The 18,118-nt window shown below is 69.5% G+C and carries 19 protein-coding genes; 9 read left to right on the top strand and 10 right to left on the bottom strand.

Features of this window, described 5'->3' with window-relative positions; genetic code table 11:
* Positions 1-4 precede the first annotated feature (4 nt).
* The 3 genes from ACLQ2O_RS32135 to ACLQ2O_RS32125 all read right to left on the bottom strand — a co-directional run bounded on the left by ACLQ2O_RS32135 (position 5) and on the right by ACLQ2O_RS32125 (position 1,536).
* Positions 5-610, bottom strand: coding sequence for a hypothetical protein (locus tag ACLQ2O_RS32135; protein ID WP_425839049.1), 606 nt, complete (start codon positions 608-610; stop codon positions 5-7).
* 76 nt (positions 611-686) lie between these two features.
* A complete protein-coding gene (locus ACLQ2O_RS32130) occupies positions 687-890 on the bottom strand; it encodes a hypothetical protein (RefSeq protein ID WP_425839046.1) in 204 nt (67 codons plus the stop codon).
* Positions 891-969: 79 nt separating this feature from the next.
* Positions 970-1,536 (bottom strand): GNAT family N-acetyltransferase, encoded by a 567-nt coding sequence (locus ACLQ2O_RS32125; RefSeq protein WP_425839043.1) that lies wholly within the window; start codon positions 1,534-1,536, stop codon positions 970-972.
* A gap of 77 nt (positions 1,537-1,613) precedes the next feature.
* On the opposite strand from ACLQ2O_RS32125, the gene ACLQ2O_RS32120 reads away from it, so the two are divergent.
* The 3 genes from ACLQ2O_RS32120 (at position 1,614) to ACLQ2O_RS32110 (ending at position 3,924) form a co-directional block, all read left to right on the top strand.
* Positions 1,614-2,219: a TetR/AcrR family transcriptional regulator gene (locus ACLQ2O_RS32120; protein WP_425839040.1), complete on the top strand. Its 606-nt coding sequence runs from the start codon at positions 1,614-1,616 to the stop codon at positions 2,217-2,219.
* Positions 2,220-2,291: 72 nt separating this feature from the next.
* Positions 2,292-3,008, top strand: coding sequence for an AraC family transcriptional regulator (locus ACLQ2O_RS32115; protein ID WP_425839037.1), 717 nt, complete (start codon positions 2,292-2,294; stop codon positions 3,006-3,008).
* A 64-nt stretch (positions 3,009-3,072) separates the two neighbouring features.
* On the top strand, positions 3,073-3,924 hold the full coding sequence (locus ACLQ2O_RS32110) for a hypothetical protein (protein ID WP_425839034.1): 852 nt from the start codon (positions 3,073-3,075) through the stop codon (positions 3,922-3,924).
* Between the two features lie 88 nt (positions 3,925-4,012).
* Here ACLQ2O_RS32110 and ACLQ2O_RS32105 read toward each other — a convergent pair whose 3' ends face one another.
* The gene (locus ACLQ2O_RS32105; protein WP_425839031.1) at positions 4,013-4,525 is read right to left on the bottom strand and encodes a methylated-DNA--[protein]-cysteine S-methyltransferase; all 513 of its coding nucleotides are present in this window, start codon (positions 4,523-4,525) and stop codon (positions 4,013-4,015) included.
* A gap of 200 nt (positions 4,526-4,725) precedes the next feature.
* Between ACLQ2O_RS32105 and ACLQ2O_RS32100 the strand changes: the two genes are divergently transcribed.
* A complete protein-coding gene (locus ACLQ2O_RS32100; protein ID WP_425839028.1) occupies positions 4,726-6,945 on the top strand; it encodes an NADP-dependent isocitrate dehydrogenase in 2,220 nt (739 codons plus the stop codon).
* 43 nt (positions 6,946-6,988) lie between these two features.
* On the opposite strand, the gene ACLQ2O_RS32095 is transcribed toward ACLQ2O_RS32100, so the two are convergent.
* Together ACLQ2O_RS32095 and ACLQ2O_RS32090 are read right to left on the bottom strand one after the other, a co-directional pair.
* Positions 6,989-7,627 (bottom strand): hypothetical protein, encoded by a 639-nt coding sequence (locus ACLQ2O_RS32095; RefSeq protein WP_425839026.1) that lies wholly within the window; start codon positions 7,625-7,627, stop codon positions 6,989-6,991.
* Between the two features lie 103 nt (positions 7,628-7,730).
* Complete coding sequence (locus ACLQ2O_RS32090) at positions 7,731-9,584, bottom strand: alginate lyase family protein (RefSeq protein ID WP_425839023.1); 1,854 nt, start codon at positions 9,582-9,584, stop codon at positions 7,731-7,733.
* A gap of 152 nt (positions 9,585-9,736) precedes the next feature.
* On the opposite strand from ACLQ2O_RS32090, the gene ACLQ2O_RS32085 reads away from it, so the two are divergent.
* On the top strand, positions 9,737-10,777 hold the full coding sequence (locus ACLQ2O_RS32085) for a LacI family DNA-binding transcriptional regulator (protein WP_425839020.1): 1,041 nt from the start codon (positions 9,737-9,739) through the stop codon (positions 10,775-10,777).
* 51 nt (positions 10,778-10,828) lie between these two features.
* On the opposite strand, the gene ACLQ2O_RS32080 is transcribed toward ACLQ2O_RS32085, so the two are convergent.
* Positions 10,829-12,040 (bottom strand): hypothetical protein, encoded by a 1,212-nt coding sequence (locus tag ACLQ2O_RS32080; protein ID WP_425839016.1) that lies wholly within the window; start codon positions 12,038-12,040, stop codon positions 10,829-10,831.
* A gap of 158 nt (positions 12,041-12,198) precedes the next feature.
* On the bottom strand, positions 12,199-12,795 hold the full coding sequence (locus ACLQ2O_RS32075) for a TetR/AcrR family transcriptional regulator (RefSeq protein WP_425839014.1): 597 nt from the start codon (positions 12,793-12,795) through the stop codon (positions 12,199-12,201).
* 82 nt (positions 12,796-12,877) lie between these two features.
* Here ACLQ2O_RS32075 and ACLQ2O_RS32070 point away from each other — a divergent pair, with 82 nt between their 5' ends.
* Positions 12,878-13,273 carry a nuclear transport factor 2 family protein gene (locus ACLQ2O_RS32070; RefSeq protein WP_425839012.1) on the top strand — a complete coding sequence of 132 codons (396 nt, stop codon included), beginning with the start codon at positions 12,878-12,880 and terminating at the stop codon, positions 13,271-13,273.
* Positions 13,274-13,283: 10 nt separating this feature from the next.
* Positions 13,284-14,120, top strand: coding sequence for an NAD(P)-binding domain-containing protein (locus ACLQ2O_RS32065; RefSeq protein ID WP_425839009.1), 837 nt, complete (start codon positions 13,284-13,286; stop codon positions 14,118-14,120).
* Between the two features lie 346 nt (positions 14,121-14,466).
* On the opposite strand, the gene ACLQ2O_RS32060 is transcribed toward ACLQ2O_RS32065, so the two are convergent.
* Positions 14,467-15,075 carry a TetR/AcrR family transcriptional regulator gene (locus tag ACLQ2O_RS32060; RefSeq protein WP_425839007.1) on the bottom strand — a complete coding sequence of 203 codons (609 nt, stop codon included), beginning with the start codon at positions 15,073-15,075 and terminating at the stop codon, positions 14,467-14,469.
* 77 nt (positions 15,076-15,152) lie between these two features.
* Here ACLQ2O_RS32060 and ACLQ2O_RS32055 point away from each other — a divergent pair, with 77 nt between their 5' ends.
* Positions 15,153-15,605 (top strand): hypothetical protein, encoded by a 453-nt coding sequence (locus tag ACLQ2O_RS32055; RefSeq protein ID WP_425839004.1) that lies wholly within the window; start codon positions 15,153-15,155, stop codon positions 15,603-15,605.
* A gap of 532 nt (positions 15,606-16,137) precedes the next feature.
* Positions 16,138-17,133, top strand: coding sequence for an aldo/keto reductase (locus tag ACLQ2O_RS32050; RefSeq protein WP_425839001.1), 996 nt, complete (start codon positions 16,138-16,140; stop codon positions 17,131-17,133).
* Positions 17,134-17,136: 3 nt separating this feature from the next.
* Here the strand turns inward: ACLQ2O_RS32050 and ACLQ2O_RS32045 are convergent, their stop codons facing one another.
* Positions 17,137-18,096: an ArsR family transcriptional regulator gene (locus ACLQ2O_RS32045; protein ID WP_425838999.1), complete on the bottom strand. Its 960-nt coding sequence runs from the start codon at positions 18,094-18,096 to the stop codon at positions 17,137-17,139.
* Positions 18,097-18,118: the final 22 nt, after the last annotated feature.

Genomic DNA, 18,118 nt, shown 5'->3' with positions numbered 1-18,118 from the left:
GGTTCTACTCCGACGACGTGTGGTGGTCGGTCCTGGTGAAGAAGTCGCTCGGATCGGCGGTCGGCTGCGGAGTGGTCTCCAGCCAGGCGGCGAAGGTCTCCGGCTGTCTGCGCTCCAGCTCGTCGAGATAGCTGAGCCGGGTCGCGGTGATCTCCAGGCGCTCGTCCGAGGTTGCGGCCGACTCCAGCGCCGTGCTGCTCAGGCACCAGGCCAGGCAGAGCTCCTCGTCGGAGTACTGCGCGATCGTCGAGACCGGCGTCCAGAAGTGCTTCACGACGTACGGCGAAGTCGCGGCGACCGCCACGACGAGCGCGATCGTCGTCCAGCCGGCGGTGACGACGTACCCGCAGACGGCGAGCGCCACCGCGCCGGAGCGCAGCGACCACTTCGCGACCTGGCGGGCGACGTGCCGGGCGGGTTTGCCGTCGGCCAGGCCCGCGCTGAGATAGACCGAGCCGACCGTTCCCGCGCCCATCACGAACGTCATCAGGCAGGTGGTCGGGCTGATCAGCAGGACGGCGGCACCGGCGCCGGCCAGTAGCAGGAACCCGACCACGGCCGTCCAGACGATCCGATAGCGCTGTCCACCGAAAATCCCCGTAGCCGCCATCTCTACCTCCTTCTCCCCAGTCAAGTGCCCACACCAGGTGTGGTCAATCCATGACGCCGGGTGTCGGCGGAAGAGGTCAGGAAATCGGCGGGCCGGAGCGCCGCGAAGAGTACAGGCAGGTCCAGGGCCTGGGCGTGCGGGAACCCGGCGAGTTCGGCCCGAACCAGGCGTCGAGGACCACGTCCTCACCACCCGCCTCGACCGGCTCGGCCGGATCGGCCGGATCGCGCTCGACCAGCCGCAGCAGCGCGATCAGCCGCCACGCGGTTTCCCCCGTCATTTTCATTGCCCCAGGCCCCCTCTCCCCCTCTATCGGGGAACAGCGGCCGAACGTTTCACCGGCGCGCCACCTGGTGGACTCAGCGGCTTCGCCAGTCGTCCTCACGCAGCGCGAAGACCAGGTCGTCGATCCACTCGCCCTTGAAGAACGCGGCGTGCACGAGGTGACCCTCCTGGCGCATCCCGAGCCGGGTCGCGAGCTGGACGGAGTCCTTGTTGCCATCGACGATGATCGCGCAGATCCGGTGCAGACCGAGCTCCTCGAAGCCGAGCTCGAGCACCGCCTGGGCGGCCTCGGCGGCGTAGCCGTGGCCCTGGTAGGCGGCGTTCAGCGCGTAGCCGAGCTCTCCCTGACGGTCGGTGTCGCTCGCCCACTTGAGCAGGACCTCGCCGATCACCGTGCCCGTCTCGCGTAGCTCGATCGCCAGGACCAGCCACTGTCCCGGCTCGGTCACCTCGCCCTGCCCGAGCTTCTTCTCCAGCGCGGCCTTCGTCTGCTCGCGGTCCCGCACCGGCCACGGCACGTACCGGACGACGTCGGGATCGGAGTGGAAGGCGAGCAGGTCGTCGAGGTCCTCCCGCCGGTGCGGCCGCAGATCGAGCCGCTCGGTCCGTACGGGGTAGTCGGGACGCAGTCCTCCGGACATGGTGATCCTTTCGTCTAACGTTGTTAGACAGCTAGGCTAATGAGGTTGGACAGCCCGGGACAAGGGAGATTCCGCAGATGCCGGTACGGCGTACGCCCGCCCAGGGCGCCTCCGCGCGCGACGCCTCGTCGCACGCCTCGGCCGGGCTGACCGTCGCGTCGATCGTCGACGCGGCGCTGGCGGTGATCCGGGCCGACGGCGTGGCCGGGCTGACCATGCGGTCGCTGGCCGAGCGGCTGGCGGTTCGGGCGCCCTCGCTGTACCACCACGTGCGCAACAAGGACGAGCTGCTCGAACTGGTCGCCCGGAACGCCTTCGACGCGTTCGCGGCCGACCGTACGGCGTACGCGGAAGTGCGGACGCTGGACGACTGGATCGCGGTGACCACCACCGGGTCGCACCGCTTGCGGGAGTTCTACGCCGAGCACCCAGGGCTGGCCGCGCTGATCCAGGCCAAGGCGACGCCGTACCGGGACCAGGGCGACGGCTCGCGCGCGGCGCTCGTCCGGGCGCAGATCAGGGCGCTGGTCACGCTGGGGGTCTCCGAGGCTGTCGCGCGGGAGACCTTCGAGACCATCGCGTACTGGACGCTCGCTGCGGTGGCGGCCGACGGGCCGGACGAGCTCTTCGGCGCCGGGCTCGACCTGCTGATGCTCGGCGTGCGCTCCCGGCTGACGGGCTGACGGGCTGACGGGCTGACGGGCTGACGGGCTGAGCCTGCTTGTTTGTCGGTGGCCGGAGTTAGGCTCGGAGACATGAGTTACCGCGAGTACCGGTCGCCAGTGGGTCTGGAGCCGCTGGTCGCTTGCCTGTGGGAGAGCGACCCGGCGCCGGGGCAGACGACTCGGGTGATCCCGGACGGGTGCGTCGACCTGGTGTGGCTCGGGGGCGAGGAGGGGCTGATGGTCGCGGGGCCTGATACCAGGCCGTGGATCACAGGTCCCGCGAGTGGGAGCAGCCACGCGATCCGGCTGCGGCCGGGGGCGGCCGGTGCGGTGCTGGGACTGCCGGCGTCGGAGATGCGGGACCTCCGGATCAATATCGAGCTGGTGTGGGGTGCTGCCGGGCGGGAGCTCGGCGACGCGCTGGCAGCGGCGGATCCGGGGCAGCGGCTGCGGGTCCTGACCGAGACGGTGCTGCAGCGGCGGGCGGTGCCTGATCCGCTCGCGGTGGCCGCGGCGCGCAAGCTGGCGGAGCCGGCCGCGAAGGTCTCGACGGCGGCCGCTGACCTGGGGATCAGCGAGCGGCAGCTCAACCGGCGCCTGCAGAGTTCGGTCGGGTACGGGCCGAAGATGCTCGCGCGGGTGGCGAGGCTTCGCCGGCTGATCGCCGAGCCGGGTGGCGACGGGCTGGCCGCCCGGGCGTTCAGCGCGGGGTACGCGAGCCAGGCGCACATGAACGACGAGGTCCGCCGGCTGACCGGGCTGACGCCTGTGCAGTTCTTGAAGGACGCCACGCTGACCGCCGCCTGATCGGCATCGCGTCGTGTCCATTTCCTGAAAGACCGCACGCTGCCCACGCCCTACCGTCGACTCCATGATCGACATCACCGCAGCAGAACAGTTCGTCCACGCCAACGCGCGGCTGATCGACCGGCACCGGCTCGCCGTCCTCCTGCACGACGCCCCGGCCGCTCCGGTCCTCGCCGCGTTGCGTGCCTACCGCACTCCCGACGGTGGCTTCGGCCACGGGCTCGAGCCCGACGTCCGCTGCCCCGGCAGCCAGACGTCCGCCGTACTGCAGGCGCTGGAGATCCTCGTCGGGGCCGACGCGCTCGACGACCCGCTCGTCGACGAGCTCGGCGACTGGCTGACCACGATCACCAACTCCGACGGCGGCGTACCGACGGTGCTGCCGAGCGCGGACGGTCATCCCCGCGCGCCGTGGATGGTCCCGGCGCCCGAGAGCAGCTTCCTCACCTACGCGATCGCCGGCAAGCTCTGGCAGGCCGGGTCGAAGCACGCCTGGTTGCCGAAGGCCACCGAGTGGTGCTGGACGACGATCGAGCAGGCCGACGGCGTCGGCGGGTACACGGTGAAGTTCGCGCTCGACTTCCTCGACGCCGTGCCCGACCCGGCCCGCGCCGCCGCGGCGGTCGAGCGGTTCCGCTCCGCGCTCGATGCCAACGGCAACCTTCCCGTCGAGGGCGGCACCGAGGACGAGAAGATCACCCCGATCACGCTGTCCCCGCACCCCGGGACGCCGAGCCGCGCCCTGTTCACGACCGAGCAGCTCGGCGCCGACCTCGACCGCCTCGAAGCAGAGCAGCTCGACGACGGCGGCTGGGACGTCGACTACCTGCACTGGTCGCCCGGTCAGGGCCTCGACTGGCGCGGTATCGCCACCATCCAGGCGATCACGACGCTCCGCACCAACGGCCGCCTTTGACGCCTGGGGTCAACCGGCCGCCGTCGGCCCGGTCCGTCCGTAGGGCGCTGACCTGTCCGTTCGCCCACGAGCTCACGATCCAGTCCCTCTAGAACAGCCGCCCGGCGCGGACCTCGCTCGGCTCCTCCAGGTCCAGCAGCAGCTGCTTGCGGCGCAGGCCACCGGCGTACCCGGTGAGCTTGCCGCCCCTGCCGACCACCCGGTGGCAGGGGACGACGACCGAGACCGGGTTATGGCCGACCGCCTGGCCGACCCGCTGGGCCAGCGCCTTGTCGCCGAGCTGCTCCGCCAGTTCGCCGTACGTCGTGGTGGTGCCGTACGGGATCTCGTTCAGCAGCGCCCAGACCCGCTGCTGGAACTCGTCGCCGTCCAGCACGGTCGGTACGTCGAAGGTCCGGCGCGTGCCGGCCAGGTACTCGTGCAGCTCGGTCTCCGCCTGGGTCAGCACCGGGTCGCCTTCGGCGGGGACCTCGTCGCCGAGGGCCGACCGGTCCGGGCGCGTCCAGTGGTGCGGGAAGTAGACGCCGGCCAGCGCGTCGCCGGACGCGACCAGGGTCAGGTCGCCCAGCGTCGTACTGACTACCGCGTGCCGGAAACTCATGCGCTTCTCCTCGTCTCGATGTCTCACCGGTAGAACGGCGACGCGGCCGGATGTGTGAGGGCTTCCGTTCCGTCACCCTCGGTACAGGTGGTCCAGGTCACCGAAACCCGTGGGCTTGGTGGCGGTGTGCCGCCACTAAGGTGGAGGCGCCAGGCACTTTTGGCGCACTGCACGTAGGCACACTGGGAGCGGAGTACACGGTGACTGACCCGACCATCATCTACACCCACACTGACGAGGCGCCGGCTTTGGCGACGTACTCGTTCCTGCCGGTGATCCAGGCGTACGCCGGGCAGGCCGGGGTCGCCGTCGAGACCCGGGACATCTCGCTGGCCGGGCGGATCATCGCGCTGTTCGGGGAGCACCTGACCGAGGACCAGCGGATCGCCGACGCGCTGGCCGAGCTGGGTGAGCTGGCCAAGACGCCCGAGGCGAACATCATCAAGCTGCCGAACGTGTCGGCCTCGATCCCGCAGCTGAAGGCCGCGGTCGCCGAGCTGCAGAGCCAGGGCTACGCGCTGCCGGACTACCCCGACGAGCCGAAGACCGACGAGGAGCGGGAGATCCAGGCCCGCTACGACAAGGTCAAGGGCTCGGCCGTGAACCCGGTGCTGCGCGAGGGCAACTCCGACCGCCGCGCGCCCGCCTCGGTGAAGAACTACGCCAAGACCCACCCGCACCGCATGGGCGCGTGGACCCCGGACTCGAAGACCAACGTCGCCACGATGGGCGCCGACGACTTCCGCTCGACCGAGAAGTCCGTCGTGATCGCCAAGGACGGCGCGCTGCGGATCGAGCTCGTCGGTGACGACGGGACGACGACCGTGCTGCGCGAGTCGGTGCCGGTGCTGGCCGACGAGATCGTCGACGCGTCGGTGATGCACGTCGCGCCGCTGCGCGAGTTCCTCACCGCGCAGGTCGCCCGGGCCAAGGCCGAGGACGTGCTGTTCTCGGTGCACCTGAAGGCCACGATGATGAAGGTCTCCGACCCGATCGTGTTCGGTCACGTCGTCCGCGCGTTCTTCCCGAAGACCTTCGCGGCGTACGGCGAGGTGCTGGCCAAGGCCGGCCTGACCCCGAACGACGGCCTCGGCGGCATCCTGGCCGGTCTGGCCGGACTGCCCGAGGGCGACGAGATCAAGGCCTCCTTCGACGCCGAGGTCGCCGACGGCCCGGCGCTGGCGATGGTCGACTCCGACAAGGGCATCACCAACCTGCACGTGCCGTCCGACGTGATCGTCGACGCCTCGATGCCGGCGATGATCCGCACGTCGGGCCACATGTGGGGCCCGGACGGCCAGGAGCACGACACCCTCGCCGTGCTGCCGGACAGCAGCTACGCCGGGATCTACCAGGTCGTGCTCGACGACTGCCGCGCCAACGGCGCCTTCGACCCGTCGACGATGGGCTCGGTCCCGAACGTCGGGCTGATGGCCCAGAAGGCCGAGGAGTACGGCAGCCACGACAAGACCTTCGAGGTCGCCACCACCGGGACCGTCCGGCTGGTCGATGCCGACGGCAACGCCGTACTCGAGCAGGCCGTGTCGGCCGGTGACATCTTCCGCGCCTGCCAGACCAAGGACGCGCCGATCCGCGACTGGGTCAAGCTGGCCGTCACCCGCGCCCGGGCGACCGGCAGCCCGGCGGTGTTCTGGCTGGACGAGACCCGTGCGCACGACGCGCAGATCATTGCCAAGGTCAACGAGTACCTGGGCGAGCACGACACCGACGGGCTGGAGCTCAAGATCCTGGCCCCGGTGGACGCGATCGAGTTCTCGCTGGAGCGGATCCGCCGCGGCGAGGACACCATCTCGGTGACCGGCAACGTGCTGCGCGACTACCTGACCGACCTGTTCCCGATCCTCGAGCTGGGCACCAGCGCGAAGATGCTGTCCGTCGTACCGCTGATGGCCGGTGGCGGGCTGTTCGAGACCGGTGCGGGCGGCTCGGCGCCGAAGCACGTGCAGCAGTTCGCGAAGGAGAACTACCTGCGCTGGGACAGCCTGGGCGAGTTCTTCGCGCTGGCCGCGAGCTTCGAGCACCTGGCCCAGACCACCGGCAACGCCAAGGCGCAGATCCTCGCCGACACCCTGGACCGGGCGACGGCGACGTTCCTGAACGAGGACAAGTCGCCGACCCGCCGCATCGGTGGCATCGACAACCGCGGCAGCCACTTCTACCTGTCGCTGTACTGGGCGCAGGAGCTGGCCAAGCAGACCGACGACGCGGAGCTGGCGAAGCTGTTCACCGCCGTCGCCGAGACGCTGGCGAGCAACGAGCAGACCATCGTCGAGGAGCTGCTCGCGGTCCAGGGCAGCCCGGTCGAGCTGGGCGGCTACTACCAGCCGAACGCGGAGCTCGCCGCGGCCGCGATGCGTCCGTCGAAGACCTGGAACGACGCGCTCGCGACGCTGTCCTGAGCTTGTGACGGGGGTGCTCACCGTTCGGTGGGCACCCCCTTTGTCATAGCCAGCTGATCGCTGCGTCGACCTCAGCACCCGCGGCGGCCGAGTGTCGCAACCCGTTGTGGACAAGGTCCCACAGCGCGGGGTTCGCCTCGAGCACTCCCATCGGGATCGTCAGCTTGGCCTCGTTGGCTCCGGTGATCCGCAGTGCCGCCTTCGGCGTACCGGGGTCGACCAGGGCGATCCGTTGCAACTCGTACGTCGGGAGGCATGCCTCGCGCCCCTCGCCGTCTCCCACCCAGGCCGCCCCCGCGAACACCACCTGATCGCGGTGCTGCAGGAATCGGACGCCGGCGTACAGGATCGTGATCACGGAGATGATCACCGCGACAGCCACCGCGTCGCTCGAGTCGAACCCGGCCTCCCTGACCGCCATCCAGATCCCGGCCGCGACCGCGAGCCCCAGCCCGGAGAGCAGCGGGTAGGCGATCGCGAACCACAGCGCGTGCCGCCGTCGTACCTGAGCGAGCTCGAGGATCGGCTCCTCGATGTCGAACCACTGCTGCTCCCGGCCAGGGCTCCAGCTCGCCACCTGACGCCCGGCCTCGCGGCATCCACCCCACGGCCCGACCACGACCGGTCCTGGCGGTGGCCGTGGGATCCCACTCACCGCATCGGGCCGCTCCGGCAACGTCACGCCTTCGACCGTACGTCGCTGTGCCGCACCCGCTGTCCCGGTGACCTGTTGAGGCCAGCCCTGGACGCCCGGCGCAGGGGGCACCGGACGTCCAGGGAGTCGGTCAGCGCGCCGGTGCGTCCTGGAACAGCATCGCGCTGATGTAGCCGTTCTTCGGGCGGTACTTCTCGTCGAGGGCCTTGGTGAGCAGCGCCCGTTCGCTCGGGGAGACCTGGCCGTGGCTCGCGTAGTAGTTCGACAGGATCTCGAACACCGGCTTGCTGATCTCGCCGCGCAGCTTGTCGGAGATGAAGGTCTCCGACTCGACGGCACCGGCCGCGTCGGTGGTGTTGTAGCGCGCGTAGTACAGGGCGCCGGTGAGCAGGCGGGAGCCGTACGCGCCGAAGACGTCGATGCCCTGGTTCAGCGCGATCTCCGAGGTGTAGCCGAAGCCTTCCAGGCCCATGCCCGCGTGCCCCTGGTCGCGGTTGGACTCCTGGCTCTCGCCGGTCCGGTAGATGTAGCTCGGCAGCGTGCCCATCGACAGCGTGTTCGTCACGTTGTCACCGCGGTAGTACTGGTTGAGCGCCCGGTTGAAGATCTGGCGGTCGTCCAGGTACACCCCGATCGCCATGCTGGCCCCGGCGATCAGCGAGTCCCAGTTGCCGTTGGCCTGCGGGTAGTACTCGCCGATCGTGTCGTCGTAGAAGACCGACCGGACCAGCTTGTCGAACCGCTTCATGTCGGCGCCGGTCCAGCGGTCGGCGGCCTTGACCCGGGAGTCCTTGTTGTACAGGTGCTTGATCAGCTCGGCGCCGCTCAGGTAGTCCGGCCCGGCCATCGCGACGATCAGCTTCGCGTCGTTGTTGGTGACGCTCTTCAGCGTGCGCGACCAGCCGTTCAGGATCTCGATCGCCTTCTTCGCGTTCGCCTGGTCACCGGTCAGGTACCAGCGCAACGCGTTGTAGTGCACGGCTTTCCCGTCCCGCGCGAACTGGCTCGAGCCGACGTCCGGGTTGTTGTACGGGCCGCGCTCGACGGTCTCGAAGTACCCGTCCGGGCGGGAGTAGGTGCTCGACGACTCAGGAGCCGCCAGGAGCTCCTGGTAGCCGCGCGCCCAGACCGAGTCGGGGATGTCCTTGCCGGTCTTGAGGTTCCCGAGGTCCTCGGCGGTGTAGTAGATGCCGGGGTGCTCGAACTTGCCGGACTTCACCGGTACGGCGGCCTTCGGCACGAACTCGCCGTCGATCGGCGTCACCTCGAAGTAGTCGAGGTTCGGGCCGTCGTACACGCCCTGCCCCGGCGGAGCCTCGATCGACAGCTTGAGGTCGTTGCGGCCCTTCTTCAGCGGCACGTTCATGTAGTTGGTGTTCCACGCGGTGTTGCCGCCGACCGTCGCCGCCGTCTGCACCGCACCCGGCGCCGCCGAGCTGTTGTAGCCGGAGGTGGCGAAGATCATCCAGCCGACCCAGCCCTTCGCGCTGGTGTACGACGGGCTGTTGACGTTGATCCGCATGTTGCGCTCGTCACGGGTGTTGCGGCTGCCGCCCCACTTGGTGCCGGGGTTGTTGTAGACGAACTTGATCCGGTAGTTGCCGGCCTTCGGGACGGTGACCTGCCAGGTGGCACCGTCCTGACCGGGTGGGATGGTGCCCTGCCAGTCCGTGGCGGCGACCGGGTCGCTGAAGTCGAGGAAGCCGGCGCCGGAGTAGCCGGTCAGCGGCGTCGAGAGCTCCGCCGGCCGGTTCCCGATCGTGCGGCTGTCGTGGACGTTGCCGATCGAGCGGTAGGCGGTCTCGGCCTCGTACTTGACGGTCTTGCCAGGGCTTGCGCTGGTGCTGGTTGTGGTGCTGGTGCTGGTTGTGGTGCTGCTGCTCGTGGGGGTGGCGGCCGCGGGCGTGTCCGGCTGGACGGCGACCAGGGTGGTGGCCGCGAGGCCGGCCATCGCGATGGCGGTGCCGATGCGTCTGGGATCCACTGCACTCTCCTGCTCGGTATGCGCTTTCCCGCCAGGCAGTCGGGCGGCTCGGCGATAGAAAACGATTTCTATGAACCTAGCCAGTTCTCGCCTGCATAGGCAAGGCTTGTGATAGAAATCGTTTGCTACCCCGCTCCGAAACGAGGTGTTCCGTGGTGCTCGACCGGCGCTGGACCGTCAAGGACGTCGCCGCGCACGCGGGCGTCTCCCCCGCGACCGTCTCCCGCGTCCTGGCCGGCAACTACCCGGTGGCGACCGCGACCAGGAGCCGGGTGATGACGGCCGTCCGCGCGCTCGACTACGTGGTGAACGCGCAGGCCCGCGCCCTCAAGGGCTCCGGCACCAAGACCGTCGCGTTCGTCGTCAGCGACGTCACCGGTCCGTTCTTCGCCCACGTCGCCCACGGCGTCGAGCAGCAGGCCACCGAGGAAGGCCGGCTCTGCCTGGTCTGCACGACCCACGACGACCCGGACCGCGAGCTGGCCGTCATCGACCTGATGCGCGAGCAACGCGCCGATGCCGTCGTGCTCGTCGGCGGCGGCTACGAGAGCACGGCGTACCACGAACGCATGGTGCGACTGGCCCACGCGCTCGACGACGCGGGCTCCCGGCTGGTCCTGTGCGGCCGGCCGTCGCTCGGCCACGGCGTACCGAGCACTGTCGTCGAGTACGACAACGAGGGCGGCGCCTACGCCGTCGTCAGCCACCTGCTCTCCCGCGGGCACCGCAAGATCGCCTACCTCGGCGCCCAGCGCGACTTCACCACCACGACGGCCCGGATCCGCGGTTTCGCCCAGGCACACGAGGCGATGGGCCTCGCCGCCGATCCCGACCTGATCGTCGAGGGCACGTTCAGCCGCTCGTTCGGCTACACCGCGACCCAGCAGTTGCTGACCGCCCGCCGCGACGTCACCGCCGTCTTCGCCGCGACCGACATGATCGCGGCCGGCGTCCTGCGCGCGATCCGCGACCTCGGGCTGCGCTGCCCGGAGGACATCTCGGTGGTCGGCTACGACGACGTGCCGTTCGCCGCCGACCTGTTCCCGGCGCTCACCACCGTGCACATCCCGACCGAGGACCTCGGGCGGACGGCGGTCCGCCTGGCTCTGCACCGCGACGAGTACGAGACCAGCCAGCACGTCGTACTGGGGACTCATCTCGTGGTCCGCGACTCGGTCGCCGCTCCCGCATGACCAGGGGTGCCCACCCGGTCAGGTGAGCACCCCTTGACGTCGTACGTCGAACTAGTGCTGGTCCGCGTACTCCTGCTGGGTCATCTCGCGCAGCTCGTGCGCGGGGGTCTTGGCCTTGTCCTGCGAGCTGCCGCCGCCGACGTCACCGCCGCCGAACTTCACGTTCGCCCAGTTGTTCTGGGTGGTCAGCGTGGTCTTGCCGCCGTCGCGGTTGATGTCGGCGGACGCGGTGTCGACGGTGTCGCCGTCACAGTTCCAGTCGATGCCGAGGTCGGCCGCGCCCGAGGTCCGGGTGGTGTTGTCCGGGCACTTCCACTTGGTCTTCCAGGTCGAGGCGGCGCTGCCCAGACCGGTCGACTCCTTCAGGCTGGTCTCGGTGAGCACCGGCGGGGCGAAGTTCGAGTAGCTGAACCAGGCCGCGCCGCTGGTCCGCGGGACGCCGTCGAACTGGAAGTGGTAGTTCATCACGCTGAGGTAGTTCGGCTTGTAGTTCACCGAGTCCGACCCACCGTGGGTCAGGCCGAGGTCGTGACCGAGCTCGTGGATGAACGTGCCGACGTTCATGTTCTCGGTGACGGTCCAGTTGCACTTCGGGCCCATCGTCACGACGAACGTGTCGTTCGGGATCGCGAACGCGTTGCCGCTGCTGCAGCTGTTGTCGTAGTCGTCGGCCCAGAGCATGTAGTGGAAGACCGCTTTGCGGGCCGACGCGAAGTTCGTCGACTTGATCGCGTCGGTCTGCTGCTCGGCCGGCTGCAGGTTGCTGTCGTACGGCACCTGGTTGCCGCCGCCGAGGTCGTACGCCGTACCGCGCGCGGAGCCGGCGTCGAGGTGGATCCGGATGCCGGTGCTGCCGTCGGGGTTGCTGATCGGTGCGTTCGCGAAGCTCTGGACGATCCGGTCGAGCGCCGCCGTACTGGCCAGGCGGCCTGCCATGGAGTCCATCTCGACGAACAGGTCCTTCTTGTTCGGCGTCGCGCCCATCCCGGGCAGGTCGACGTCGACGACGCCGTCACCGTTGGCGTCGTACCCGTTGGTCTCCCAGGTGTCGGGCAGCGAGTCGCCGTCAGTGTCGGTGGCGGCGGGGGCTTCGGCCTTCGTCGCGTCTGGTGCGGGCGCCTTGACCTGGGCGTTCGCCGGGTCCGGCGCGGGGGCCGCCGGGGTGTCCGGCGCGACGGCGGCGACGGCACCGCCGGCCGCGGCGGCGACCAGGGCGAACGAGCTCAGCGTGGCGAGCACGAGGGGGCGGGGGCGGAATGTCATCGGATCTCCTCGGTCCGGTCAGCGGCTGAGCAAGCTCCTCACAGCGCCGCGCGACGGTTGCTATCAACAACTTTCCGCAGCATGTATCCAATCGACCACCCAGCGCAATGGGGATTACCCGAAAGTTTTCGGTTTCACCCCTCAGAGCGTGCGGGGTGTCACCCGGCGTGAACCAGTGGGAGGACGCTGAGCGAGGTCACCGCGATCCCGGTCAGGCGGGCGCGGCCGACGCCGGCCGCGCCGAGCACCTCCATGCCGCGCGTGATCGCGACGAAGTACCCGGCCAACTCACCCGCGTTCGCCGACCCGTCGACCTCGCCACTGGCCTGCGCGTCCTCGATGCAGTGCCGGTAGATCGCCTCGAGACTCTCGTACGCCGCCAGCGCCGACTGGGCGACCTCCTCGTCCTGGTCGGCCATCTCGACGGCGGCCTTGGTGACGAAGAACCCGGACGGCGCCGGGTCACTGAACGTGATCGCCATCCGCAGGACCTGCGCCTTGATCCCCTCCAGCGGGGTCGAGGTCTCGCTGCCGAGTTCTTCGTCGACGAGCGCGATCGCCTCCGCGGTCTTGGCCGACAACGCCTTCAGGAACAACTCACGCTTGCCGCCGAACGCGTTGTAGAGACTCTGCTTGCCCACCCCGGTCGCACGGGCGAGGTCGTCGACACTCGTCCCGCCGTACCCCTGCTTGGCAAAGGCCTCGCTGGCGCGGGTCAGCACGTCAGCTTCCACGAACTTGCGCGGTCGTCCCATGCCCCGAGCCTACCGCGTACTTGACTATCCAGTCTAAAACGCTACTTTTGGACTGTCTCGTCAAAAACCTTGGGAGCTTCTCTTGACCACCTTGTCCGTCGTCCAGGACTTCCTCACCCGCCTCGCCGCCCAGGACGCCGACGCCGTTGGCGAACTGTTTGCCGACGACATCGACTGGCAGGTCCCCGGCAACCCGTCGCTCCCGTGGACCGGCGCACGCGAGCATGGCTCCGACGTACCGGTGTTCCTGCGCACGATGTGGTCCCACTTCGTCGAGGGCCGGAGCGAGGTCCGCCTCGACGACATCGCCGTGGACGGCGAAACGGCGGTCGTCTTCGCCCAGTTGACCCACACCGCCGCCCCCACCGGCCGTCCCTTCACCACCGCCGCCGCGTTGCGCTTCCGCGTCGTCGACGGGCAGATCGTCAAGCTGCACCTGTACGAGGACACACACGCGGTGAGCGCGGCGTTCGTCTAGATTTCTTGGTATGTACGGATTCGTGGGCACGGGCGAACTGACAGCGGCAATCGTGACAGGCTTGGCGGGGCCGGCGGGCCCCACCGGCGACAGCAGCCCGCTCGGAGCATCGGGCGGTGCCGGCATCTTCCTCTCCCCTCGCGGGAAGGAGATCGGGCAGGAACTGGCTGAGCGGTTCCCCGACGTACGGGTCTGCTCGAACAACCAGGAAGTGATCGACAGCACGCCCGTCGTCGTACTCGCCGTCCGCCCGCAGGTCGCGCAGGAAGTCCTGCAGGAGTTGACCTTTCATGACCAGGTGGTCGTGAGCGCAATAGCCGCCGTCTCACTCGCCCAACTCCGCGAGTGGGCACCCGGCGCCGCAGCCTACGTCCGCTCGATCCCCCTCCCCGCGGCAGCGAACCGCCAGAGCCTGACCGCGATGTACCCCGATGACCCGACCGCACGCGAACTCTTCGAACGCGTTGGCCAGGTCGTCGTACCAGCTGACGAGCAAACCCTCGACGCCTTCAGTGCCGCCACCGCAACCGCCGCCGCACACCTCGACTACGTAGCAACGATCGCCGATTGGCTCAGCACCAACGGCGTAGCAGCAACCGACGCCACGGCCTACATGGCCCACCTCTTCGCCCAACTCGGCCAGTCCCTGGACCAGCCCAACGTCTCCCTCACCGAACTAGCCGCCGCCCACATGACCCCCGGCGGCCTCAACCAACAGTTCAAAACCGACCTCCACCAGGCCGGCGTCCCCAACGCCGTACGAGCCGGCCTCGACCGAGTACTCGCACGCGTACGCGGCACAGCCCACGAGAACCAGCCTCCTGCACCAGACCCAGTACGGCCGTAAGCCGATCTCGCTCCACCCCCGCTCGGCAAGGACGGCGACTCCGAGTCCGGCCGCCACGCAGCCCGGCCCGAGTCCGGCACGAGTCCGGCACGATCGAGCACTCGTGCACCCGCACGACACAGCCCACCAGAGCGCGGTACTGGTTGTGCCGACGCCGCTCAGTACAGCTAGCGCCCTCAGCCCACACGCAGCCCGACACGACCCGGCCCGCACGACGCCCGAGACGAGCCGGGCACAACCGAGCGCTCGTGCACCCACACAAGACCACAACCGAGAACTAGCCGGGCACGGCCCGCACAACGCCCGGCGGGCTGGGCTGGGGTGAGTGCTCGCGCGGGTGCGCGGCTCAGTTGAGGAGGGCTAGCCGCTCGACGAGTGTGGCTTCGAGGTCGGGGGGCCAGGGGAAGAGGGAGGCGGCGACGCGGAGTTGGGCCAGGCCGTGCAGGCCGACCCAGAGGGCAGCCGCGTCGGCGGCGGGGTCGATGCTGCGGGACGTGCCGGCCTCGACGCAGTCGACGAGCGCTTCCCGGAGGACGTCGAACGCATTCATCCCCAGGTCCTGGACCGCGAGATCCGGGACCCGCTCGAGCGACTGCGGCGCGCTCCAGACCGCGCCGAACATGATGCGATAGCGGTTCGGCTTCTCCTGCGCGTACTCCAAGTAGGCGGCACAAACCTCCCGCAACCGCTCGGCTGACCCAGGGTTCGGCGGCAAGGCGCGCAAGTGCGCCTCCAACTCGGCGAACGCCTGCTCCGCGACGGCCAGCAGGATCGAGTCCCGGTCGGCGAAGTGCGGGTAGATCGACGGCGCGCTGATCCCCGCCTCACGGGCGACCGCGCGCAGCGTCACCGCCTGCTCCCCCGCCCCCTCATCGAGCAACCGCGCCGCGGCGACCACGATCTCGTCCCGCAGCCGCCCACCTTCACCCCGCCGACTCCGTTTGCGCTGTTCCACATCCATCACTTTACAGCTGTTAACTCAAAGCGTAAGCTTACAGAGGTAAACTTACACTCGTAACCGAGGAGCACATCATGTCGATCCCCGCCCAGCCGACCACCGATCCCACGACACACCCTGCGGCCCAGCCGACCGCCGACCCGACTGCCGATCGCGTTCAGACCGTCCAGCAGGTACGTCGGGTTGAAGCCGACGGCGCTCAGCCCGCGGTCCGCCGGCCGTCTCGCGCAGTGATCATCTCGGCCTTCGCCGTTCCGGTGATGGTCGTCGGCCAGTTCGCGATGCTCGCGATCGTCCCGGTCGCCATCCTCCTCACCGTCACCCTGCGCACCGCCCGCCTCCGAGCTCTCCGCTGGTGGGCCGCCGGCCTGACCGCGGCGTACGCGATCCCCCTGGCCGCATGGGCGATCGGCCCCGACCGAGCCCCCAGCCTCTCGAAGGACATGCACCCGGCACTCGCCGCCGTGATCGTCATCGCGTCGATCGCCTTCATCACCGCGTACTACGCCACCCGCCGACGGCCGTGAGCCCGAGCAGTACGGCGTTCTGCGCGGCGACCACGCTGGCGCTCGACCCGAGGCACAGATCCGGGCCTCCTCGTCCGGCAGAGGTTCGACCCAGGCGATGAAGACAGCGAATGATCAGCGGTTGGTGGTGGGCGGTGGGGGTGGTCGCGATCGCCGGTCGGCGGTGGGGTGCTCGGCGACCTGTTGCGATCTCCAACTGCCCTTGCGGGCGGGGATCGGAGGCGTCGACGGGCCTGCGGCGCTTGTCTGGGGCGGATGGTCGACGCGCCTGCGGCGCCTGTCTGGGGCGGATGGTCGACGCGCCGGCGGCGCCTGTCTGGGGACGATTGGTCGACGCGCCGTGACCGGCGACGACCCGCTCGCCGGTTCGAGCGCAGTCCACGGCGGTCGTCGTTGCCCTCGGCAGCGATCAGCGCGGCCGGCGCCTCCACGCAGGATGTCGGGCGGCGCCGATCCGTACGCCGAGGCAGATCGATGAAGTGCGGGGCTTAATCGTTTCTCGTGGGTGAGCTGTGGCGGTTGGCTGGGCGACATGACACAGACGAAGGTCGGAGTACGGCGGGAGTTGGGCCGGAGCGGGGCCGCGGTGACGGCGTTGGGGTTTGGGGGTGGGCCTCTGGGCGGGTTGTTCGAGGCGTTGGACGACGGGACGGCGACCGCTGCGTTGGAGGGGGCTTGGGGCGGCGGGGTGCGGTACTTCGACACTTCGCCGCACTACGGAATCGGGCATTCGGAGCGGCGGATCGGTGAGTTTCTTCGGGGGCGGCCCCGAGGCGAGTTCACGGTGTCGACGAAGGTCGGGCGGTTGCTGGTGCCACAGGATCCGCGGGGGCGGATGGATGAGGCGTTTCAGGTGCCGGCGACGCATCGCAGGGTGTGGGACTTCTCCAGGGACGGCATCCGGCGCAGTGTCGAGGACTCGTTGACGCGGCTTGGGCTGGATCGGATCGACGTGCTCTACCTGCACGACGCCGAGCAGCACTTCGATGATGCCCTGCGCAACGGATATCCCGCGTTGAAGGAGCTTCGCGACGAGGGCGTCGTGTCGGCGATCGGCGCTGGGATGTACGACCCGAGGCTGCTGACCACGCTGGTGCGGGATGCGGATGTCGACGCGGTGATGCTGGCCGGCCGCTACACCTTGCTCGATCAGAGCGCTCTGGACACCTTGTTTCCTGCCTGCGCCGAGCGTGGGGTCCCGGTCCTGGCCGCGGCGGTGTTCAACTCGGGGCTGCTCGCCTCGCCCCGTCCGGTCGAGGGAGCGCGTTTCGACTACGCGCCGGCGTCTCAGGAGATGCTCGACCGGGCTCGTCGCATCGCTGACATCTGTACGGCGTACGGCGTCACGTTGCCTGCGGCCGCGATCGCCTTCTCGCTGGCGCATGCGGTGGTCGCCGGTGTGGTGATCGGGATGCGGTCGGCCGACGAGGTGCGTGCGAATCTCGAGTCGTTCGAGGTCGCCGTACCCGATCAGCTGTGGGCGGAGCTGCGCGCCGAGGAACTGATCGACCAGCGCACCGCCGGCTGATCGTCAGCCGGTCAGCTGGTCGCCGAGCCCGCTGCGCCGGTAGAGCACCTGCCTGCCGTCGCGAGTCCTGGTCACCAGGCCGCTGGCATGCAGGACCTTGAGGTGCTGGGACACCGCGCTCGGTGTGACCTTCAGCCGCCGGGCCAGTTCGGAGGTCGGCGGGCCTTCGGACAGGAGCCCGAGCAACGTGGCCCGTGGCGCACCGATCAGGGCTGCCAGGGCCGTCGCGTCGGTGGTCGGCTCGGTTGACCAGAGGGTCGCGAGGCCGCGGGCCGGGTAGGCAAGCATCGGCGCCTCCGACGGGTCCATGGGTGGCACCGGCTTGTAGGCGAACACCGACGGCGCCAGCAGCAGACCCCTTCCTCCCGCACCCACGTGGTGCTGCCCGATCATCTTCTCGATCCGCAGCACCCCGTCGTCCCAGCGCACATTGGGATGCAGGTCGGCGAACAACGCGCGGGCGCCACCGGTCGCGAGTTGCCGCGCCCGGTAGGTGATGTCGGCCTCCAGAACCAGCTTCAGCCGCGACCAGAGCGGCAGCAGGATGGTGTCCCAGTACCGCTGCAGCAGGTCGCAGATCAGTTCGAGCAGCCGCTCGGCATCATCGATCTCAGCCAGTACGTCGGGGAGCCGGCCAGGTGCGTGAGTCGCGAGCAGATCGCGCCGTACGATCCGGGCCGGCGTCTCCCGGACTCCGGCCAGCTCCTCCTCGAACGTGCGGAAGAACGTCGTCGGCCGGGGCGTGAGGAAGTCCGGCAGCGCCCGGCTGTCTCCCACCAGAGCGAGGAGCAGCCGGTGATCGGCCGGGCTGATCCGGCGCAGAACCGATCGCCGCCAGGGCAGGTGCAGTGGGTACCGCCCGGGGTCCCGCAGCACCCAGACGCTGAACACCGTCTCCTGCGACGGTGAGACCGCGAACCGGGTGTCGGCGAGATCCTCGACACCGAGCGTGAAGCTGATCATCAAGCCGCAGGCTACCTCGGCC

This window comes from Kribbella sp. DT2 (assembly GCF_049844575.1).
Lineage (GTDB): Bacteria > Actinomycetota > Actinomycetes > Propionibacteriales > Kribbellaceae > Kribbella.
The sequence above is the reverse complement of the archived record's forward strand: the minus strand, read 5'-3'. Positions and strand labels throughout refer to the sequence as shown.